Annotated in this window: 17 protein-coding genes and 2 pseudogenes; 8 read left to right on the top strand and 11 right to left on the bottom strand. The window is 48.0% G+C overall.

The window, feature by feature from the left end; translation table 11 throughout:
* Positions 1–4 precede the first annotated feature (4 nt).
* The gene (locus GmarT_RS29410) at positions 5–169 is read right to left on the bottom strand and encodes a hypothetical protein (protein WP_002649475.1); all 165 of its coding nucleotides are present in this window, start codon (positions 167–169) and stop codon (positions 5–7) included.
* 83 nt (positions 170–252) lie between these two features.
* Positions 253–726 carry a TadE/TadG family type IV pilus assembly protein gene (locus tag GmarT_RS06765; RefSeq protein ID WP_002649474.1) on the bottom strand — a complete coding sequence of 158 codons (474 nt, stop codon included), beginning with the start codon at positions 724–726 and terminating at the stop codon, positions 253–255.
* 375 nt (positions 727–1,101) lie between these two features.
* Here GmarT_RS06765 and GmarT_RS06770 point away from each other — a divergent pair, with 375 nt between their 5' ends.
* Positions 1,102–1,722 (top strand): TadE/TadG family type IV pilus assembly protein, encoded by a 621-nt coding sequence (locus tag GmarT_RS06770; RefSeq protein WP_002649473.1) that lies wholly within the window; start codon positions 1,102–1,104, stop codon positions 1,720–1,722.
* Positions 1,723–1,785: 63 nt separating this feature from the next.
* Positions 1,786–2,382, top strand: coding sequence for a pilus assembly protein TadG-related protein (locus tag GmarT_RS06775; RefSeq protein WP_149302499.1), 597 nt, complete (start codon positions 1,786–1,788; stop codon positions 2,380–2,382).
* Positions 2,383–2,412: 30 nt separating this feature from the next.
* Here the strand turns inward: GmarT_RS06775 and GmarT_RS06780 are convergent, their stop codons facing one another.
* Positions 2,413–3,939, bottom strand: a complete 1,527-nt coding sequence (locus GmarT_RS06780) for an arylsulfatase (protein ID WP_081459656.1) — start codon at positions 3,937–3,939, stop codon at positions 2,413–2,415.
* Position 3,940: 1 nt separating this feature from the next.
* On the opposite strand from GmarT_RS06780, the gene GmarT_RS06785 reads away from it, so the two are divergent.
* Positions 3,941–4,168, top strand: coding sequence for a hypothetical protein (locus GmarT_RS06785; RefSeq protein ID WP_052301305.1), 228 nt, complete (start codon positions 3,941–3,943; stop codon positions 4,166–4,168).
* 410 nt (positions 4,169–4,578) lie between these two features.
* Here the strand turns inward: GmarT_RS06785 and GmarT_RS06790 are convergent, their stop codons facing one another.
* From GmarT_RS06790 to GmarT_RS06800, 3 genes are all read right to left on the bottom strand, one after another.
* Positions 4,579–5,958, bottom strand: coding sequence for an AAA family ATPase (locus GmarT_RS06790; protein ID WP_149302500.1), 1,380 nt, complete (start codon positions 5,956–5,958; stop codon positions 4,579–4,581).
* Positions 5,959–6,586: 628 nt separating this feature from the next.
* A complete protein-coding gene (locus tag GmarT_RS06795) occupies positions 6,587–7,465 on the bottom strand; it encodes an RNA polymerase sigma factor (RefSeq protein WP_002648620.1) in 879 nt (292 codons plus the stop codon).
* Positions 7,466–7,485: 20 nt separating this feature from the next.
* Entirely contained in the window at positions 7,486–8,043 is a 558-nt protein-coding gene (locus GmarT_RS06800) for a hypothetical protein (protein ID WP_002648619.1), read from the bottom strand.
* 239 nt (positions 8,044–8,282) lie between these two features.
* Between GmarT_RS06800 and GmarT_RS06805 the strand changes: the two genes are divergently transcribed.
* From GmarT_RS06805 to GmarT_RS06815, 3 genes are read left to right on the top strand one after another with little or no spacing between them, the layout of a single operon-like run.
* On the top strand, positions 8,283–11,126 hold the full coding sequence (locus GmarT_RS06805; protein WP_044239732.1) for a hypothetical protein: 2,844 nt from the start codon (positions 8,283–8,285) through the stop codon (positions 11,124–11,126).
* 2 nt (positions 11,127–11,128) lie between these two features.
* The gene (locus GmarT_RS06810; protein ID WP_002648618.1) at positions 11,129–13,009 is read left to right on the top strand and encodes a B12-binding domain-containing radical SAM protein; all 1,881 of its coding nucleotides are present in this window, start codon (positions 11,129–11,131) and stop codon (positions 13,007–13,009) included.
* Positions 13,006–13,218: a hypothetical protein gene (locus GmarT_RS06815; protein WP_002648617.1), complete on the top strand. Its 213-nt coding sequence runs from the start codon at positions 13,006–13,008 to the stop codon at positions 13,216–13,218. Before GmarT_RS06810 ends, GmarT_RS06815 begins: the two co-directional genes overlap by 4 nt.
* Positions 13,219–13,896: 678 nt before the next feature.
* On the opposite strand, the gene GmarT_RS06820 is transcribed toward GmarT_RS06815, so the two are convergent.
* The 3 genes and pseudogenes from GmarT_RS06820 to GmarT_RS06830 form a co-directional block, all read right to left on the bottom strand.
* Entirely contained in the window at positions 13,897–14,178 is a 282-nt protein-coding gene (locus tag GmarT_RS06820; RefSeq protein ID WP_044239730.1) for a hypothetical protein, read from the bottom strand.
* Between the two features lie 1,055 nt (positions 14,179–15,233).
* Positions 15,234–16,403: pseudogene (locus GmarT_RS06825) on the bottom strand (IS3 family transposase).
* Between the two features lie 251 nt (positions 16,404–16,654).
* Positions 16,655–17,137: pseudogene (locus GmarT_RS06830) on the bottom strand (IS3 family transposase); the annotation flags it as partial.
* A gap of 32 nt (positions 17,138–17,169) precedes the next feature.
* Here GmarT_RS06830 and GmarT_RS06835 point away from each other — a divergent pair.
* Both GmarT_RS06835 and GmarT_RS06840 read left to right on the top strand, forming a co-directional pair.
* The gene (locus tag GmarT_RS06835) at positions 17,170–17,559 is read left to right on the top strand and encodes a hypothetical protein (RefSeq protein ID WP_149302501.1); all 390 of its coding nucleotides are present in this window, start codon (positions 17,170–17,172) and stop codon (positions 17,557–17,559) included.
* Positions 17,560–17,666: 107 nt separating this feature from the next.
* Positions 17,667–18,569 (top strand): hypothetical protein, encoded by a 903-nt coding sequence (locus GmarT_RS06840; protein ID WP_002648608.1) that lies wholly within the window; start codon positions 17,667–17,669, stop codon positions 18,567–18,569.
* Between the two features lie 159 nt (positions 18,570–18,728).
* Here the strand turns inward: GmarT_RS06840 and GmarT_RS06845 are convergent, their stop codons facing one another.
* Together GmarT_RS06845 and GmarT_RS06850 are read right to left on the bottom strand one after the other, a co-directional pair.
* Positions 18,729–19,958, bottom strand: coding sequence for a protein kinase domain-containing protein (locus GmarT_RS06845; protein WP_002648607.1), 1,230 nt, complete (start codon positions 19,956–19,958; stop codon positions 18,729–18,731).
* Entirely contained in the window at positions 19,955–21,658 is a 1,704-nt protein-coding gene (locus GmarT_RS06850; protein ID WP_081459592.1) for a PP2C family protein-serine/threonine phosphatase, read from the bottom strand. Before GmarT_RS06850 ends, GmarT_RS06845 begins: the two co-directional genes overlap by 4 nt.
* Positions 21,659–21,690: the final 32 nt, after the last annotated feature.

The raw sequence follows: 21,690 nt of genomic DNA on the forward strand, positions 1-21,690 counted from the left end.
TAGATCAGCGTTTTTTCTGCTGCTTTTTCTGGTCGGCAATTTCTTCCGTTTCCTGGGATGAATTTTTTTTCCAGCGGGAGAGAACGAGAGTCAGTACGATCAGAATTCCGAGATACGCACCCAGTATCTTCAACAGCCAGAAGAACATACCTGTCGCAATTTCGTTCATGTGCAGAGAAACTTGCTGTTCTGACAGAAAATTGAGTTCCGTAAAGAACTCAAAGCGGTGTGAAAGAGATAATCAGACAGCTGTTACTCTAATCCGGTCATAGCGCTGATTTCAATCTGTTTTCCCGAAAGCGTGAAACCAAATGAAGATAAGAGGTTGGGGAGGGGGATTTCACCATTCGTATCAGTTAAATTGGCACAAACCGTTACTTTGACTTCTGAAGTTCCTGGGGCAGGACCAACCGGCGTGCAGGGGATATCGCTGTTTCCGATGGTCACGGTGGTAGAGGTAGGCGGACCCGTTTCAATCGTCACTAAAACGTTACCCGCATTTGATGTAGCCGGTGAAGTCACCACCAGGTTCAAAGAATTGACGGCAACATACTGCTTGATCAAGTTCCCCACTGAGTCGGTTGTTGTACCCACCTGCGCTGCTTCGCGCGAACCCTCGATTGTGGCGACCGTCACTGTCTGCTGCAGCAGCGCGAAAAAACCGAACTCGATGATTGCCAGCGAGATAATGAGGATCAGCGGAAACGCCAGGATAAATTCCAGCAATACCGATCCTGTGCGCTGCCTGTCTCCAGTTAAACTGGAAAATCGGCTGTTCCCGTTATTCAACAAGCTTCGAGGCCCGCTCAATTGCATTTTACGCACTTCAATTCTGGCACGTGTTAACAAATGGAGACATTTGGTTCGCGCGTGCTAAGTTTAGTTATCAATATTCAAGGCAAAATTGTTTCCGGCGGAATGGTACGGGAATTCCAGATTGCTTGAATGACAGACGTTCTCCAGATTCTCCGCAGTTTCTGCAGAGAACTGAAGTGACAGGAATCTAGGGAACGCAAATTGCTTGCCAAACTAGTATTGCAGCAATTAGATTGCTGGAAATCATAAAAAAATTTGTCTTGTGAAATTATATGGGATCTGACCGTGCAGAAATTCAGACAATTAAATAAGGAGACAACAGTTCCCCGAGCGGGGGTTGTCGTGCTGGAATTGATTCTGACCGCCCCTGCATTGCTGATCATCATGCTGTCAATGGTCCAGATTTCCCTGATTTATGTAGTCAATGAGCAGACCGCATATGCGAGTCGCTATGCTGCCAAGATTGCTTCCGAAACAGAACGTGCAACAATCAATACATTAAATACAGGTCCATTGAAGGCGAGCGTGGATCGGGTCTTGAATGTGGGGGGAATTCCTCTGGGGAGTTGCCGGGTCATCTTAGAACATAATGTTCCTGATGGGATTCTGCCTGTCGTTCCTCCTCTTGGTCCTGGTCCTGAAGTTACCGTTTCTGACCCTGCAGTAGCAGATCCTGATTGTGAGTGCGAGCCTCCCACAACAGCTCTTCCAGTGGTTCCTCCCTCAGCTTCAGGGCCTGTTGTGTTCGTTAATCAGTCGGTTCGCACGACGGTTTGTGTTCCGCTTAATGGCAATGTACCAGACCTGATCTCAAGTATCGGTTTTTCAGTCCAGGATTATATTGTCGAACAAACAACGACGTATATCTATGAGGTTCCATTATTGCCCATACCGACCATTCCTTAGCACACTGCTTGTACTTATAAAGTGATATCTTTTTTTCTTGTTTTCTAACTCTGCGTTACATTTATGAAACGAATTGATTCAAATACAGGTGCTCACAACAATCGCCGAGGGATTGCAGTACTGTGGCTGATCCTCTGGGGATCGGTTTTTCTGATTTTTTTCTGTGTTGTTTTAGAAATATCAAATTTATGGCAAGCTCAGTCAGAACTCAATAAAGCGCTTGATGCGGCAGCATTAGCTGCTGCTAAGGAGTGGGGGGCTTCAGGAGCTGTTCTGACCGAGACTCCTAGAAACTCCGGTGTTACCTATGCTGCTGCCAATACTGTAATCGGGAATCCTGTTGTATTGGATCCCAATTATGATGGCACAATCGTAGTGACAAACCCGAACCAAAATGCTTCCTGCGATGGGAATTTAGTGTTTGGCAGAATAACGACTCCTGGTGCACCACCGGGAATAATCTTTAATACTTCATTAGATGTTAATGCCATTGGTGTTTTGCCTGCTGTTCGCGCGCAGGCAACAGTCCCGGTAGAAGGTTTCTGCAGCACTTTGTTTGGCTTTACATTCCTCAATGTTTCTGCAAAATCAACAGCATACTACGATATCCTGACAGGTGAAGTCGCGCTCGTGACGATTGAAACATATATTTGTAATTGATGATCAATATCAATTCAGCCGGGAACTGTTTCAAAATCGCGGTTTGCCATCTCCAGGCGCGGGCTGTTTTTTAGGAGCTTTTCCGCCGGGCTGCCAGAGCGGGTCATCTGAATGGGCCTGTTGCATCATGGCTTCCAGCTGCTTGACGAGTTCGGGGTGCTGGTCGGCAATGTTTTTGCCTTCGCCCAGGTCCTGATCAAGGTTATACAGCTCTGTATTGCCGGTCAGCATGGGCATACGGACGGCTTTCCACTTTCCTGCACGCACCGCCTGTTTACTCCCCTGTTCATAGAATTCCCAATAGAGGAAGTCGTGCTGCTTCTGCTGGTCAGGATGACCTGTGAGCGTGGGAGCAATGCTGACACTGTCCAGCCCGGGAGGGCAGGGGACATCTGCCAGCTCTGCAGCAGTCGCCATCAGGTCACCGAAATAGCCGATGTGATGGGAAAGCGAATCTGCGGGTGTCGTTCCGGGCCAGTACGCGATGAAGGGTACACGGATGCCCCCTTCGTAGAGATCGCGTTTCATGCCCCTCAGGGGGCCATTCGCATCAAAGAATTCGGGGTCGTTGCCACCTTCGCGGTGGTGTCCATTATCTGAACTGAATATGACAAGAGTATTTTTGTCGATATTGAGGGTTTTGAGTTTATCCAGAATCTGGCCGACACCGGTATCCATACGGGTGATCATGGCGGCCTGTCCTTTATTCTGTTTCTTCCAGTCCGTGTTTTCATAGATGCCGTAATCGGGAACTTCCTGTCCGTCACCCACTTTGCGTCCTGCTTCATTATTGGCATGGGGGATTGTGAGCGCGACATACAGGAAGAAGGGATCCTGGGCACTCCGATCGATAAAATCGAGTGCTTCCTGCATGACCAGATCATGCGAATAGTCGACTTTTTTAGTCGCAACTCCGCCCAGCCCGTCGGAGTTGATCGTGGCAGGATCGACGATGTTATTCAGTGAAACTTTTTTTCCGTTCTTCCAGAGGAAGCCGGGATAATAGTTGTGGGCATTATGTTGATTCAGGTAGCCATAAAAATAATCGAAGCCCTGGAGGTTGGGAACGCCTTGTGTCCCTGCTTCCCCCACACCCCATTTTCCTGTCAGCGCGGTCTTGTAGCCTGCCTGTTTCAGGATTTCAGCAACGGTTACATCTTCGGGTTTGAGAGACTGGTTTTCTTTCACGCGTGTATTACCTCTGACGCGAGCGTGTCCCATGTGCAGGCCTGTCATCAGCACGCATCGTGAAGGCGCGCACACGGTACAGCCGGCATACATCTGGCTGAATTTCATGCCTGCGGCTGCCATCTGATCAATGCGGGGCGTTTTGATTTTTTTCTGGCCGTAACAGCCCAGATCGCCATAGCCCAGGTCATCGGCGAGTATAAATACAATATTAGGTACACTCTTCTTTTCAGAGGAATATGCTATATTAAGCGAACCAAACACAATGTATAATGTCAGTGTTGTAAGGATGAGTGTAGTAATATTATGTAGTAAATATCTATTTGATGATTTTTCATCAAGCCCGGAAATTACTGCTGCAGGTTGCATAATGGCTCCAATCAAAGTGATTCTTCTCGGGGATTGCAAGTTATTACCTTTTAGTATCAGCCAATGGAACCAGCGGGTCAAGCAAATCATGATACGAATCCGCTTTGATATAGGGGGATTGCATAAAGCCAGAACGAAAAGATGGGGCACGCTATTCAATGAAAATGGCAATCGCATTCGTGGAAAGAATAAGAAACACGAAGTAGAAATTATCCTGGCGAAAGAGTAGCTTACCTGGTCAGACGAATCGGGTAATGTGATCAACCACGGCTCCTGGTTCGTAGCACGGGTTTGTTCAGAATATTTGCGGTGTTGTGAGCAGAGTCTGACAAAATACAAGATGAGTAAGGGAGACCGGAATAATTCAGTTACTTGAATGAATGATCTTTGTTTGTCTTGCGGTAGCCTTCCCTTTTCCGATTCCCCAAAAGGGGCATATCCAGGAATGGATTGACAGCCATGAGTCCTGGAAGAGTCCTGCCACACACAGAAGAGTGCTTGCCATCGAGAATGCGGCTTTTAACCGCGCTGCAGGGATGTTTGACGTAGCAGATCCAATCAAGAGGCTCAAGAAACCGAAGGGGATTCCCCGCCCCGTTCCGCTCGAGCAGGCTCTGTACGATATTTGTGTGCCCTGCTTCAGCAACTTTCTTCTGTCGCGGCGGGAACACATGCCAGTTCCGGCTCGGATCGGATCTCAACTTGCTGAAGTCCCTGCTGAGCAGCGGACGAAAAGACTCCTCCGAGCAGATCATCTACAGCATATTCATCAGGGCGAGCACCAAAGCTGACCCCTTCTCCCTCCTGTAACATTTTGTTCACAACGCGAGGATCAACGGTGACAACATCGACTCCGTATTCCTGCCCCACGCGGGCGATGGACTGGGTCATAATTTCTGCGCGTGTCCGTCCACTCAATGGCTGGAATACCAAAAATGTATTGATTCGGCCAACCAACTCGGGAGGAAGTCCTTTAGTCTTCAGGCGTCGCCGACTGACCTCATTGATTATCGACGATGAAATGGGATCTCCTTTGGACCGAAGCTCTTCGAGAATGGGATGGCACTCCAGATTTGTCGTGAACAGAAATATCGCATGTCGACAGTCAACCTGATGGTCACTGTTTGTCCGTGCTGCCGATGAAAGACGACCAGCGTCCATGGCATTCATTAACGTTCGAAATACGTCAGGATGTGCTTTCTCGATTTCATCAAATACGACGATGGTCCTGGGGTTAGCAGAGAGAGTATCCACCAGTTGAGCACCTTCTCCATAGCCAATGTATCCTTGTGGTGAACCAATCAATTGACTGATCCGGTGTCTTTCCTGGTATTCAGTCATATCGAGTCTGAGGAAACCGTATCTGTTTCTTGATGGCATAAGAATGCTGAGAACTTCAGAAAGCGACTCGGCTGTCAACGTCTTGCCGGTGCCGGTTGGCCCGAGCAGCATTCCCGTCATTGGACGACGTGGGTGTCGACGTGCCAAGTGCTGAGCGGTTTTCTTTGCCAGAACTTCCATTGCAGAATTCTGTCCTCGAACTCGTTCTTGTAGACTTTCAGCAATCTGCATCGCATTAATGTAAGTTGGTCGATTAAGCCCGGCTACATCGGAATTAACTTTCGAAAGATCGGTAAGTTCATCTGCAGATCGGCTCACTGATTCAACATTGCCATTCCCCGGCACTTCCCATCCTTGAGTTTCTGTTTGATCTCCTGAGGTAAAATAGTTTGATAGCCTGTGTTGTAACCATTCCTTGAGTGCCGCGAAATTCTGGAATTGACAGGCACCTATCTCAATCCATTGACGAATGTCAGTCTCTCGGCCAGTGTACTGTCCTCCATGCTCCACAAGCAACGTCGCCTTCTGGGTGGCTGGATCGACCTCGAATCCCACCCGAGCTCGGGATGGGGAGACTCCTTGGGGCATCTCTTGGTCCGAGAAGGTTACACAGCCACGTTTCGCCTTTTCTTCGAGATCTTTAAACGCTTCATCTGACCCATTTATAAACTGCCGCATTTCGAAGCTCCCATTACAAAAATGATACGGGCGACATAATCTGTTACCTGTGCTACCAAGATGGTTAGTCACATAAAATTAACGAACCGCCCGCGAGAAATTTCACGACAAATTGAAAAGAATATTTTTGGAATCAGTTGTGAAAAATCGTCCCACCGTTTCGTTGTATTTCTGAGAGCCGGGGTATGCTGCGGTTTCACAGGCGAAATCAACCTGGGCGAAAACCTTTTAAGAGGAGTGAGCGATGTTACAGAAGCAGAAGATGATTCTTACCTGTCGGGATGTCGTACCAGAAGGAACCTTTCGCGGTGAAGATGTAGTTCCTCCAGGAACATTTCACGGGGAGGATGTGGTACCTCCAGGGACATTTCACGCTGGGTGAGAAATGAAAACCATACCATGGGGGAAAGCGGGCGACGAAAACACGTCGCCCGTTTTTTTACATACTGAGCCAAGTGGAAATCTTCCAGGCATGACGATCTGCCAACCGCTTCCCTGGTGGCTGATCAATTTATGGCAGACCGTAATACTTCGAACGCTGCAACGACGTGGTTACTGGCCAGCAGATGTCGCTTCCAGGTGTGAAGCAGTGTTTACAAATAATTGCATACTGCGTTGAAGAGTCCCCCTATTCTGTCGTATTGAAGTCCTCATCTTCATTAAGCAGCAGGAGAAGGATAATTTCAGTCAGTACTTGCCAGTCCTCAGCAACAAAGCTTCCTTCCAGATCAAGAAATTGCTGCCTTAACCAGGAAACGGCATTTTGACAGTCATTAAATACTTTTCCCAGAGAAACACCAAGGGAAAACCTGATCTGGCTGAAGGTGGCCTCATCGGCATAGCGTTGCCCGAGGATCTCTCGGTACTCCTCTGGCATTCGGGAAATGATCTCCTTGCCCAGTTTGACCAGTTCCGGATCAAGGTGATAGCCAGACCTGCTACTTAAATAGTCGGTGGTCTCGCCCGGAAGGGCACAATACTTCATTTCCCGTCTGCCATAGTCGAGAAGATTTCGCTTTGCTGCCACCCGGATCCAAGCCGAAAATTTGGATTTCGAAGCAATGGGGAATTCATCACCTTGCTCTTCGAGGGTCTCTTGAAACTCGATAAAAGCGTCTTGGACAGCGTCTTCAACCAGGTTGAGATAGCGGCCCTGGTGAGAAAACTTCCTTGCCAGATCAGCAGCAACACGTTGAGCCACATCATTTCCCCAGTTTGAAAGAAACAGGATACTCCTGGCCCTGGCTTTGAGCCAGTGCTGCAATCGCTGGGTGGAAGCCTGCAATGACACGACCAGCATTTCTGAGGTCTCGTTTCCCTCCGCAGCCCGGGTTTCCTCTTCACGAAGTTTAACCATAGCAGTTTGAACGCTCAGTTGCACCTGTGTGTGCAAATGCAATCCCTCTGCATGCCAGTGGGGACACTGGTCGTCTTCAATCTCGATCGAAATCCTGTCGGTGATTGAATTCAGTTCAGACTGTAGCCAATTTTCAATTTCACCAGGCATCAGCTAATCTCCTAAGTAGATTATTTTGGGAAAAGCAAAGGTGGGCTATTCATCAGCGGCCAGTTCACATAGCGATTGAGGATATCGTAGGCGGGAAGGTATCGCTTACTGCTTAAAGAGTCGTTAGATAGTCGCAAACCTTGAGTACCCAGGGCAAAGCTCGTCCAATTTCGCTGGTGCTTGTTGGCATGCTTCGAAAACACGTTGAGTATGCCACCAGGGGCGATGGGTACAAAAAGGGCGCCGGCCTGACCGTGAACGGCCAGTGCGTCAAACGATTCGACCGGAGAAAGAACGGCGGAGATCACGACAGCATCGATTTCGTCGTGTTGAGTGCAAAAAGCAAAGTCGTTTTCAAAGTTGCCCGAACAGCTGACAAGATATAATGGCATTTGGCCGTTGATCGAACGGACTCTGCCAGTTCGGCCTAACACGTCGGCGTTGAGTTTTATGGGGCGGTTTTTGTGGGAGCCAAAAGTTTTAAATGTTTCACATTTAGGCGAAATGGAGAGACTGTCAGGGTAGGGCACTGTTGCAGGAGTCGCATCTTTCATTCCATAGGAGTATTGGTAATTCATAGAATTGCCCCAATTCCCGAGATTCGATTATTGCGAAAATAACGGTTATGACTACCGAGCTTAAAGACATATGATACATGTCCGACATTATTTGTCAATTATTAAATTTCGTTTATATGTCAGTCTTCCTGACTGTCGATAGAAAAAGTGTTTTCTTGATATATCCTGTTTCTGGTGCTAATGTAGATGTCCCGACATTAAATACAGGACAATTTCAGTACTTGAGTACAAGGTGAACCGTGAAAGAGATATCTGTAATCACTGACGGCAACATCGAAGAACTTTATTCAGCAGCGGAAGATTTGGGACGATTGCTGTCGAAAACACTCGGCAAAGACCTGAGCGAGCCCACAAAGATAGCTGAATATGTATCGCATCAAATGATGAATCGCCGCTCCTCACGTCAAGTCCTGCGTTGGATTCGCGCGAAATCGAGGCTCAGAAGGCAGACATTTGATAAAGAAGTAATTGAGCTTCTGGAACGAGAGAATGTATCAGAGTCACAAATCAAAGCCGTCGAGCAGTGCTACGAACATTACTCCGACGTCTGGGATCAAGTGAAGAAACAGTATCGAAAAAGTCCCCGCGCTGAGTCCACTACGGAGAATCTGGGCTATCCTCCCAGCGCAATCGCACAATACCTGCGGCGTCTACACGACGATCGTCTGGTACATCGAAGTCGGCGGGAGCCCCTGACAATTCCAGCAAGAGTTTGTCAGTGGCGCAGGGCTGGTCAGTCCGCTGTTACCTATTCGAAAGACACGTTGACTGAGGTCCAAAGCATTCTTTCGGAGCGATGGAGCGGGCCCGTCCGAGTTTGCCTTGAGGGTCGTCGCGGAAGCGCGCGAGCCTGGACGTGTGTTGAACTGGCAGCAACACTCGCTGAACAATATAGTCCGGCAGATGGATGTCCAGCGGCAATACCAGTCCCGATCATTACAAACTGGAACCAATGGGAACTTGAACTGCAACGTAGCAAACCTTGGGACATTCAAGACGACAGCGAATGCCTGGAGGCCTTGGCTGAATCGATCTTTACTGCAGCGGACTTGCCACTAGATGGCAAATCTGCTTTGAAGGCGCTGTCGTCTTCTTCAGTTGTTCTCATTCTGTATAATCTTGATTTCCGACGAGGGGGAATAGATGAATCCTTCGTTGAAAAGTTGCTTACATTTTTCAGCACTACTGCGCGGTTGCTGATTTCAGGTGACGGTGTAAGCGAAATAATTCAGAAATCCAAGTCTCTGGATAAGGATCGGTGGTGGATTACACATCAGATCCGAGTATTGCCACTTAATGTTCTTCAGACTGCGATCCTTTGTCGTCGCAGGCTCCTTGACGCCAGGCCGGACCGTTCATTTTTCGGAACATTGGGAGAATCGGTATCGTGTTTAACTTCAGCAGGAGTGGCAGGGCGCACGCTTGCTCGCATCGGCTCTGGATATTTGACTCCGGCGGCACTTCAAAGCGACTGCGTGTTGCTGGCGTCCTTATACACGATAGATTTTTTGGAAGAAGCCGATGTTAGCCCAGAGTTTTTGATTCCTGACGGTCCAGACAATGAAGAACTCGACCACCGACTTTGTTTTGATCGGCTTGGAGACGAGGAGCACATATTTCTCAAAGCGATTGAGAACAACATGCGACGAGAGACCCGAAGTCGACTAGACCTGACTGTCGAAAACGGTGATTGGATTCATAGCGGATTTGACCCGGCATTGCGGTTTTTGCACGCTTTTGTCTCTCGGAAATTGCGTTCTGAGGATACGGCCACCAAGGACTTTTTGGTGGACGGTACGGTCATCCAGGTATCCTCGCTCCTGGAAGATATCGATGATCATGCGATGTTTGTACTTGCCAATAGGGGCATCATTCCAAACTGGGCGACACAGGATGTTCTACATGCTCGCAGTTTAATCAAATCCATCTCGAAGATTCTTCACCAACAGGAAGATGCATGTATAATCTGGTTAGAACTGGAGCCCATCTGGGATGCATTTAAATCGGCGCTGGCCATCCTCCGGTCCGTTTTCAGCAGAAAGGATGCTCGTGAGTCTGACATTCAGTTATTTAAGAGTACCATTGATGCTTTGCGTTTGCAGTTTGAACCAAGCCGAGAATCGATAGCCGGGCAAGGCAATCTTCGCTTTTATGGAGCGCGGGCGGCAGCAGTGTTACTAGGAGGTGAAGGACTGCTTGAACATGTTCAAGATTGCCTGAAGAGTGGTTTAGAAAGAGAAACAGTTGCATGGCACCTGACTTTTTTGTCCGAGATCGCAATTACCGTATGTAAAATCAATCAGGACGTGCTGGAAAGTTTAGGTGAAGCATTTCGATCAGGTTTTCAAAAGTTGCTCCCCGATTCGTTAGATGATGATACGCCAACCACTCGACATGCTCGTTATCATTTAATAACCGCGATTGATCGTCTGTCAGAACCAAGCGCGTTGAGACGCTTTTACACCAGATTTCTGGGTGGCGCACCCCATCGTTGGCAAATTACGGACAAATGGAGGGCGCGAGCAATCGAACACGCAACTGTAATTGGTGGTTTACATCGTCTAGGAATTGTTGGCGGTACCAATCCCGCTTCGATCGCATTGCAATTGGCAGAACATGCCCATCAGGAAGCGAATGATCAAACGTTTTGGAAAGACTACTTAATGAAGAATGGTAACCTGATTCCGGCACAGATTCGTAATCACGTTTTTATTGCTTATCAGGCCCTCGCACCAATGATGTTGCGGTATCAGCGTGAGGAACTACTAAAGCGATTGCCGCAATACTTTGAGGGAACTATCGAAGATTCAGTAAAAGAGACAGCAAGTATGAGATACTGCCTTTATTGGTTGCGGGATGAAGTCTGGCAAGGTGTGAGTCCGGGGCAAGAAGCGATTCAGCTTTTGAAAAGGATTCGTTTTGTTCTTAAAGATCGGATTCGAATGGAACATGCTGATACTGAGCGAGAGGCCAGTGCCGATGGTAGAAGAACTTGTCGGCAGTCGCCAGACGAACGAAATCTGCTCTTGTTGGAAGCAATCTTGTTGGACATCGGTGAAAGCCTTCAGGATTCAGGCATATAAGTATGAACGTGCTTTTCGTTAATCCGCCTTGTGCTTCAAAGGTCAGCATCGACCTCGCCCCCCCCCTGTGGACTTTACTTCTAGGATCTATTGCCGAAGAATGTGGCTGCACTTCGCAAATCCTAGACCTCAATTTAGAAGTTCTGAGCCAACGAGCACCAGAAGATGATCAGCTATATGACTGGTCTATCGAAAGAGTCTGCGACACTCGGCCTGACGTTGTCTGTTTTTCAAGCATGGGAGTTAATTCCCATTTCTGTCTGAAACTGGCACAGCGGGTAAAGCAGCATATGCCAGATGTGATTACTATTCTTGGAGGCCCACATTTTTCAGCAATTGCGAATGATGTGATCAAGCGATATCCATGGATTGATTTCGTAGCAACTCGTGAAGCTGAGGTGTCATTCCGTTTTTTTTTGAATGAAATCAAATTGCGTAATGGGGTTTGTAACCGCAGCATTCCAGGAATTGTTTCTAGAGAAGGTCCGACATTGTCTTGTGTAGAGGTTGACCTTCGGACCAAACCGGCGAACGTGCCACCACCGGCGTATCATTTGGTTGAACTGAATCGCTACTTTGAAGTTAATCCTACTCGCACTCTCGATTTCGAAGCCGGTCAGCGTGGGTGTGTAATGTCATGCAGATACTGTTATGCCCCGGGCCATTTTGGACAGGGGGAAAGACGTCAAGCCCCCGATGTTTTCGTGGCGGAACTGCGAAAAGCAGTTGACTTAGGTGCTCGCAGATTTTTCTTTGTGCAGGATAATTTCATCAACAACCCTCGTGCTACTGTTGATCTCTGCGAACGAATTGCGGCTGCGAATTTAGAAATATCATTTCATTGCTATGCAACCTTATCACAATTATCCGAACCAGTTGTCGAGGCAATGGCAGCTGCAGGTTGCCACTCTGTTTATGTTGGTGTAGACGTTGTGCACCCCAAAGCACAGCGAAATTTTGCAAAAGCACTTTATCGCGGAAACGAGGATATGCTTCGCAGATTCGAGTGTTGTTCCAAAGTGGGAATCAGGCCCACTGCCTCGTTTCTGCTTGAAGAGCCCGATGTTGGCCGCGACCAACTTGAAGACACCATTGCCACAGCGTTACTGGCACAGAATGCCGGATGTCGAATACGCTTCAATACGTTGTCGTTATATCCTGGCACGGAATCCTATAAGGCATTCGGCGGTCGGTTCTTCTACGATGATCTGAAAGTGCGTTTGATGATGGATTTGCCGTCGGTTGTGAAAGAAAATGTGTACGCGCAGGAATCGCCGGAACTCTTTCCGTTCCACAGCACACACCGTCCACTTCTGGCAAACTCCAGGTTCATGCTCGGCGTGCATGCATTATTCACTATTTCCAAATACTACCCGAATACACTCCTTGAACTCGCAAGCGACCGAAGATCGTGGGAGATTATTGAAGAGACCATGAAGAGTGTGGATGCGGATGCTCATGCTTGTGAGCCAGAAAACATACGAAGACGAACTCATCTTGAGTTGTTCGATACCACTATGACGAATATGGCGCAAAAGGTGGGGCAATCGATTGAGAGAGCGTATTATCAGGAAAAAACCGTTCTAATTCTTGCCAATGACGCTGATTTTTGGGAGAATTCGGCCTGCAAGCCTATCAATTCAGGATGCGGCAGTGACCAAGTCTTTTGCCCGTTTTATGTGTCGCCGACTCTTAAGACCGGGGTTGTGTTGCTTGGAATTCTCACGGATCAAGGTGTAACGTTGAACGAAATTGACGTTAGCCTGGCAGATTTCTTGAGGAATATACGAGCGAAGACAGTTACTGGCGAGAAAGTAAAAGCATCGGGCCGGGATTTGGAAATCCTGAAACATGTAGGAATTGTAAAAGAAAGACAACGATGATGATGCAATCACCTCACCCACTCAAGAAAGCCGATGACCAGTTGGATTTGAGCATCCGATCGGTTCATTTCATCCCCATTGAGACAGTAGTCTGCCGGCGTTTTCCGAAAAAAAGTATGGCATTGCGACAGGAAACGGTGGCATGTTCGGACGAGGAATGCGGGATTTCCGGGTCAGAAACGGTTCGTATCTTGAATTACAACCGATAAATGGTGTATCTGAGTCCTCAGACACTTAAAAGTGTATTTATAAAAGGGGGCAAGGGCGAACGGTAATATTGAATTATATATTGTTGCATAAAAAATGTTCCCAGAGAATCTGTCTGGGTTGCTGCATCAGTGCATAGATACCTTGTCTGCGTTTGATGGCGCGAGCCCATCCGTCCAGGACAGATTCCTACTTCACTTACTGCAATCTGATCTGCCAGTGTGCTTTCAATTTTGACTGTCTGCTGGCAGCGATCTCCAGACTGATAGAATCAACTGACAGGGCGAAGCGGATCGGTTTCAGCAGTTTGCCCGAAGAGAGGAGTCTCCATAGAGCGCTGCCCCCCAGGGCCCTCATGAGTTCCAGTGAGTTGACAGCAGACAATCTTCGTCTCTGCACCGCGTAGCGGTTTATACCAAGCCTTTTGCTCCATATCCTCCCTGCACGGATTCGATCTTCGTCAAACAGGCTCGGATGTAAAAAATAACGAAATAAGGAGATCCAGAAATGGCTCCCCTTGTTTCGTTATTAAATGACAGAAATTACCGCCATGATCCTGAGGGTGGATCTCCACAGCAGGCTCCCAGGATAATCAGCCCGATGAAGATGGCAATAAACCAACCCATAGTGAAATCCCTTTAAGTTACAGTAAAAGTGTGAAAAGAAACTTAGTCCATTAGTTAGAACCGGTGACCTGTTTTACGGTACTGCTGCGTTGCATCAGCCCATTGTGCAGCAACAGCCTTTGCTTCTGATAAAGAATTGAGAGGCCGCGTCCAGCACACGAATTTGCGTCCATTGGCATCGCTATTACGGTGAGTTGTGTGCGCATCACTGGCACGACCGTTATAGCCAGGCTGACTAGTGATGTAGGCGCGGTAGGTACCATTAGATTGTTGTTCGAAATTAAACCGATAATCAGCCTGTCCATCACGAGTTCGATAAGTTGCTTGTGTTGCCACGTTTACCTCCTGGAGAAATATGATCCCTGATTGGGAAGATCTGAAACTTCGGCAAGAAACAGTATCTCGCCGTTTGGCTATATAACGAATTCAAGTCTATGGTTTTCATGAATAGTTAGTAAAAATCCAGCTTATTTTGTCATTAGTTGGATAGCCGTTTTTGGCCAGTTTCAACAGCGTTAAAACAGAGGTTACCAACTGTTTTTAAAGTAGATCTGACGAGCGATCGCAGGGGACTTGTTCTAGATCGCATCACATTTAACCATAGCGTCTATCAATCTAATATACTCGGTCCAAATGGACCTGGAGACGCTATAGTAAAACTGGACACAGTCTAGCGACCGCCTGAATGAAGCAGGGAGTGTTAGTGTTGATGATGCACAGCATGGATCTCACTTCAACTCCCCCCCGGAGACAGGTACTGAATTTCAATATCATCGCCAGCGAGTACACCTTAAACACATTTGAAGATTATAGTCCCACATAGAGATTCATTTTTCAGTCGGGTTACGCCGGATAAGAGTGTGGGATCTTCACTTATATCTCCTGCCTGAATGCTATTTCCTTAAATTCATGAATGCGAGTAGTAGCAACAACACAAAGATGAAGAGAAATGTTTTAAAGATCTTTTCTAGAAAACCACTACCGGTAGAACTTCTTAATGTTCCAATAAAAATCCGTGTCCAGAAGCCAGTCCAAAACCCCGTCCGAAATCCTTGAGACCTCATAACATATTTCAGACAATAGTAACCACCGAGTAATAGACAAATAAAGAAAATTGCTAAATCCGCAGCTTGTGTTTGCATCGTAGTTTTTCCATCCAGTAATTTACTCAATTTACTTGTGATGGGCGCCTCAGAACTCCTCTTGCAGAGGATCTCAACCAGGCTGTCTTCAGTAATGGAATTGCCATGGTCACCTCGACACTCAAAGCCTTAACGAAGAAACTCAGTGAATTTTCACTCTTTAAAAATATTTTACGTGGATTGCTGTGAAAATTATTCGAGTGCTTTTGTTGAGAAACTGTGACCTGCCTTAAAAACCTGTACCAGGTCTTATGAAGGTTGGTTTAGGTAAGTATCGCTGTGCAGTTGGAATGAGGGCGCAGCCCGATTGGAAACTGCACAGCGACTCGCAAACTCTGCCGGGGTAACATATCCCAGCGAACTGTGTGGGCGTTGCCCGTTGTAATCTTCCTTCCAGGCATCCGTGAGCCTGCGGGCTGTTCCCAGACTCTCAAACACTTCGACTGCCAGGAATTCATCCCGGAATCGACTGTTGAAACTTTCCGCATAACCGTTTTCCCAAGGAGCCCCCGGCTCAATATACAACGAATTGAGCTCCAGTTGACTCAACCAGCGTCGAATCGCTTTGGAGATAAATTCCGGACCGTTGTCACTTCGGATGCACTGCGGCACTCCCCTGGAAGAAAACAATTCGGCCAGAGTATCAATCACATCCTCGCTGCGAATGCTTCGATCAACCTTCAGAGTCAGACACTCCCGGGTAAATTCATCGACTATGGAAAACCATTTCAGGGAACTGCCCGATGTGGTCCGGTCAAACACAAAGTCCCAGCACCAGACATGATCTTTCTGTTCTGGACGCAGCAGGTGACAGCCATTACGGGAGTCACCGGTCCTGCGACGTTTTCTCTTCTTTTGAGGCACTTTCAGCCCTTCCCGACGCCATAAACGGTACACACGGGTGAAACTGGCCTGCCAGCCTTCCCGCTGCAGCAGCCTGGCGATCCGGCGATAGCCGAACCGGGGCCGAGACCGTACCAGTTCATACATGCGCTTGACCAGGGACGGCTCATCACTGCGTGGGCTCGACTGGTAACGCTGAGTGGCCCGGGGCTGATCCAGAACCAGACACGCTCTCCGCTCAGAAACACGGAACTCATTCTGTATCGCTTTGACGGCGGCTCGTTTTCGGGAAGGGCTTACCAGTTTCCCTCCGAGATATATTTCAGCATCTTGTTGTCCAGAGACAGATCGCCGACCAGTTCTTTCAGTCGTTTGTTCTCATCTTCCAGTTGTTTGAGATGCTTGGCCTCTTCCGATTTCATGCCGCCGTACTGATTCCGCGAGCGCTGATAGGTGGATTCACTGACTTCGAGATTCTGCAGGACGGAAGCCAGATCTTTACCGGCATTCAGCATCCGCATCACGCAACTTGCGGACAATCTGCTCGGGGTTGTGATGTATTCTTCGCTTGTTCATCAAAAGTTCTCCTCGTCAAAAAGACGCTAAGAACCTTCATAACAATTGGATCAGTTTTTGAAAAGCAGATCAACTGGGAATGACCATATCGGACACTCTCAATAAGAATTTCGAAACACTCTTAATCCTCGAATTTGGAATTTACGAGTTTCGATAGTTGTGAAATAAAACTGACTAACCTTTTGCAAACCTGAGTATGAAGAGAAAAGTTGGCTATGATGTTCCCCAGAAATAGTGGCGCTAGGTTTAGGTTATACCGCTTGCTCAAACATTTCGGGACTCTGATAGCCCAGAGATGAACGAAGCCTCTCACGATTGTAGAACACTTCGATATACTCGAAGATGCTGTGCCGGGCTGATGCCCGTGTTTCGTATTTCTGGCGATGAACCAGCTCTTTCTTGAGCGTCGCAAAGAAGCTCTCCATCACCGCATTGTCCCAACAGTCTCCCTTGCGACTCATGCTGCATTGAATCCCGTTGACCTTAAGGGCTCGCTGATACGCTTCGCTGCAATACTGACTGCCGCGATCCGAGTGATGTAACAGACTTCCTTTTGGACAGCGTCGTATGATCGCCATCTGCAACGCATCCAGAACCAACTCCTTCGTCATCTGTGAAGACATGCTCCAGCCGACCACTTTGCGTGAATACAAAACAATAACACAGGCCAGATATAACCAGCCCTGATTTGTCCAGATGTAGGTAATATCTGAGACCCAGGTCTGGTTCGGTTGCTTCGAAATCCAAATTTTCGGGTTGGTTTAAGGTGGCAGCAGATCGAAATCTTCTCGAACAAGGCAGACGGGAAAAGAAGTATTGTGCCCTTCCGAGTGAGATCACCACCCATTTAAGCAGCAGGTCTGGCTGTCATCTTGATCGGAAACTGGGCAAGAAGATCATTTCCCAAATGCCAGAGGGGTACCGCGAGATCCTCAAGCAACACTATGCTGATGAGGCTACCTTTAACCAGATCAGGTTTTCCCTTGGTGTTTCGATGGCAAAGGCGTATAAAGATTGCCAAAATGCCATTTCCTGGTTAAGGCAGCAATTTCTTGATCTGGAAGGAAGCTTTGTTGCTGAGGACTGGCAAGTACTGACTGAAATTATCCTTCTCCTGCTGCTTAATGAAGAGGGGGACTTCAATACGACAGAATAGGGGGTTTTTATGTCCTCTCACTCAGAATACAATATAACTTAGAACACCGGGCTTCTCAAACGACTGATTTCTGATGAAGCCTGCAAACGAAAACAAAGGTAGTTTAAATGGCTGAACTCAAAATTCCTCGTGAGGTCGAATTGTATTTGCTCGATCTGATCATCTCGCACGAGCGGATTGACCCCGAGTCGTCAGTACGACTTCCATCAGGGAGTCGAACGGTTTTGCAAGAATGGCTGGAACGGATTGTAATCAACCCCCAATTGCTACACGCTCACCGTATGTGGCTGGGCCAGCATCTCAAGCAAAAGTACAGATTTCGAGAGGATCTGGCACCAGAACAAATTAAAGAATACGTGGAGTGGGGTGTTGAGCCTGAACAGCTCAGTAACGACCAACTGGCGGAGCTCTTACTCAATCCGATTGCCCTCTATTCCCTGCACGATGCTTTGGTGGATGAATACCCTGAATACTGGGAAAATATCATTCGTCAAGAATCACGCAAAACGGTCGAAGACCTGGGACTAACCCTCCCCCACTTTGACACATTGACGCCTGACGAATATTCTGCTCCTCAAGCATACACACTCGGCGAAAAACCATTGGAGAGGCAGACATTCACACCACGGCCTGGTTTAACTCAACCAAACTATGAACTCCCGGCAGACGATTCCCGTTGTGAGTGGAGACAAGGAAATCCCGAGACAGTTGACGGAACGGCTAATATCTGGCTGACTTGGAACGAAGAGAATAAGAGCCTCGACATCCGCTTGGGCGGTTTTTTGCAGGGAGATGTCTCTGTGAAAGCCAGTACGGATTGGAGTCGTGGTGTTGAGTTGGGTGTCATCAACGATCGGTTTGTTTTGGAAACATCTATTACTTCCCGAGATGGCCGAAAACCACAGCCCCATGACAGACTCGTGATCGATTGGAATCACCAAGGCAAAGAACAGCATGTCGTCATTACAATCACGTTTTCCTCTACAGACCTGATACCTGATTTAGCATAATCTGCCTGCCAGGAATGGTCATGCCTGAAAAGTCTGTTGCTTGCGCGGAGATGACATTGATCGTCTATGTGTCCTTTCAGCACTGGTTAAGGATTACCGAGCCCATCAGTTTCAGTGTAAAATGACTCCACCTACTCAGCATGCTCCTCTCTTCAACATCTATGCAGTAGCTACCAGGCATTCTACATCCGCAAAACGAATCGTCTCTCCCGCTGAAAGAATCGGCTGACGAGACAGCTCGGATGACTGTGGTAACCGGATCCAACTGTCTGCCGTTTTTCGATAGACGCCGTTTGCAGAACAATCTTCAATCCGATATTCGGGCCCCACTCGTCGAATGACAGCGTGGCGTTTGCTGACACTAGCTGATCCGCCGAGAACATTTCGGCTGATCACCGTGCTTGATTGATCGAGGATGATCCTGCCAAAAACGCCACTTAACTTCAGCACGGGGTAGGGAATCCGACAGACTACACAGCGTTTCTTCGAGTTATCTACCAAGTTCGGTGCACTGCATGATGGGCAAACAAATACCCGGAATAGAGAATTGAAGAGAGCATCCTGCCATTCTTCGGCAGTTGGACGTTCGGCTGGTTTATGACTAATTCCCAGACGAAACAGTCGAGACAAGTCAGTATCCAGCACCTCGGGAGGATACCCCTGTTGACATTCTCTCTTTGTCGAACGGCCGGGATCCCCCAACCACTTTCCCGCGCTCATCACCTCGTTGAATTCAGCTTCAGTAGCATCGTTTGGAACCGGATGGCGGAGAGTTAGCAGTTCATGGGTCAGAACAGCCAGGCTGAATCGGTCGGCCTCAACCGAAGGGGGAGTGTGGTTCACACGGATCTCGGGGGCCATATACAACTGGTGCCCCAAACAGGGAGAAGCCGGCAAAGAATTGCCGGCAAAGTTATCGAAATCGATCACAGAAATCCGGCAGATCCGATTCCGATGCACCAATACGTTGTTCGCGTGAATGTCTCCGTGCGCATATCCACGCTGATGAAGGACAGAAATAGATCGAGCCAGAGCGCAGGCGATTTGGATTCCTTCGAGCATGTCAAACCCTCCGGTGGTCAGCATCTCTTCGAGTGAGAGACCTGGTGCTTTGGGGGTTACATGTCCAATGGATTCGTTAACATTGATGATCTCACGGGGCGTGATGAGAGCTTCGTTTTCCGTTTCAAACTTTTGGGCAATGAGTGTTTCGAGTCGCTTTCGCGATTCGGCCGTTTGAAATTCCGGATGGTAGAGCTTGAGGATGTATTGAGAACCGTCTATAGCGACGGCATCATATGCCGTTCCTTGACCACCGCTTGCGATCATTTCTCCGATCGTCAGTTTTCCGAAAACACGAGTTTTTATAGTAGCTCCATTAGTAATCATGAGTAGACATCCATCATGAGTGTATTCCAGAACGAGAGTTCCACTGCGGGCGGGTTGCCATCCATCATCGCAGCCATCGACAGGTTGTCGTCACAGACATAGCTGTACGAGTCATCCACCAAATCCGCCAGTTGGATTAAGGAATCTTGGCATGCCTTCATCAGATCGCCCTGACAGTAAATCGCCATCCTCATAAAATCGCGATGGAAACGGTTGTCGACGCGATCGAAAACGCCATCCGTTCCAGCCAGAAGAAGATCTCCAGACTCCCGCTTGATATTTCCTAACATGGGAATGCCATGAGGTGTCGGTCCTAATGACGCGGACAGAACGTTTGATACATCCGGGTTTGCCCGATGGGGATCCATACATTCAATAACCTTTCCCGACCTACGAATGAGCTTGACTGCTCCGTCACCAATAAAGCCCCAATTGTAGCTTGACTGAGTCCCAATCACAGCAATGAGTGTCGTCCGCAATCCTGCCTCAGATTCCGAAAACTGTAACTCTTTTGCCTTTTCCGCGAGCGCCGAAGCCGCCTTTTGAAATCCAGCATCTAATCTCTCTGCGGCTGTGCTTGCGCCGCTGATAATCGCCCAGATCAGTTCCTTAGTCATGGCCTCTACAGCGATATGACTCGCTTCCGCACCAAACGGAACTCCCCCACAACCATCGGCGATGATAAGTAACTGAGTGCCTGCATAATTAAAACCGATCACACAATCCTGATTCTCGTCTCGTACATGCCCTTTAGTAGAATAGTATCCCAAACTCCAAGGATCTCGATGGGCAATTAAACTGGGAATTAATTCTTTTGCGACATCCTTAGGATCGGAATAAATCTTCATCGATTGAATACTTGATGCCGAACAGGATTCATCAGTTGCAGAGTGACGGTTCGAGAGCTTACTCTCAGCATCAAGTTGACGCTTAAGTAATGAGCGTCCATACCTGTTCCAATAGATCAGTCTGGCTGCGAGTGAGAGGAGTCCAACGAAACCGATAATGATTGTCAGACGCCACATTTCCTCATAGCTGAAGCGAGGCCATTCGAAAAGCCCACTTGTGTCTCGAGAAGATCGGATCGCTTTCCACAAGTCGTGATACCATGTGCTCCACATATCGGGCTTGGTTTTGACACCAGATTTCTCGAAAACTTGGGAAGTCTCAGGGTTAATATCTGAATCGGGTTGCGGTGGAGTCAAGAGTTTTGGAGTAGGTGCTGTATCCAGATATGGACGGCGGTTTTGTTGTGGATCGATGACACTGGGTTCTGGATGAGCCCCCATCTGCCATCGGTCCCGATAGTTTATCTCAAAGTCTGAATGCTCCCATTTAAATGGATCATTCATTTTCTGTTCTGTCAGCGTTCCCCTGTCGGGACCGTTAGCATCTTCTTGTGGTAGAGAGGATTCACTCTCAAGACCTGGTGTTAAGGCTTGGCTACCAGGAAGATCCGGATGTGACTCTTGAGCCGGGGCAAGAATCCCAAACAGTACGACGAGGAGGTGCGCCAACAGCATAATGAGACAACCATTCTGTTTTTCTAAAGGGCTGTGAGCTGTAGGACATTTTTCGTGAACATTCTTAGCAGGGCACGCGGGGCGTTTCGATGACCTGGCCGTGGCAGGTGGAGCGGGCGGCTGAACTCCCAATGAGTCCAGATATTCCAGCATTTCTCGGGAGGGAACAATTCGCATCGATTAGGCCTGTTTTCTCGAGTATTTGCTTA

This window comes from Gimesia maris (assembly GCF_008298035.1).
GTDB classification, from domain to species: Bacteria; Planctomycetota; Planctomycetia; order Planctomycetales; family Planctomycetaceae; genus Gimesia; species Gimesia maris.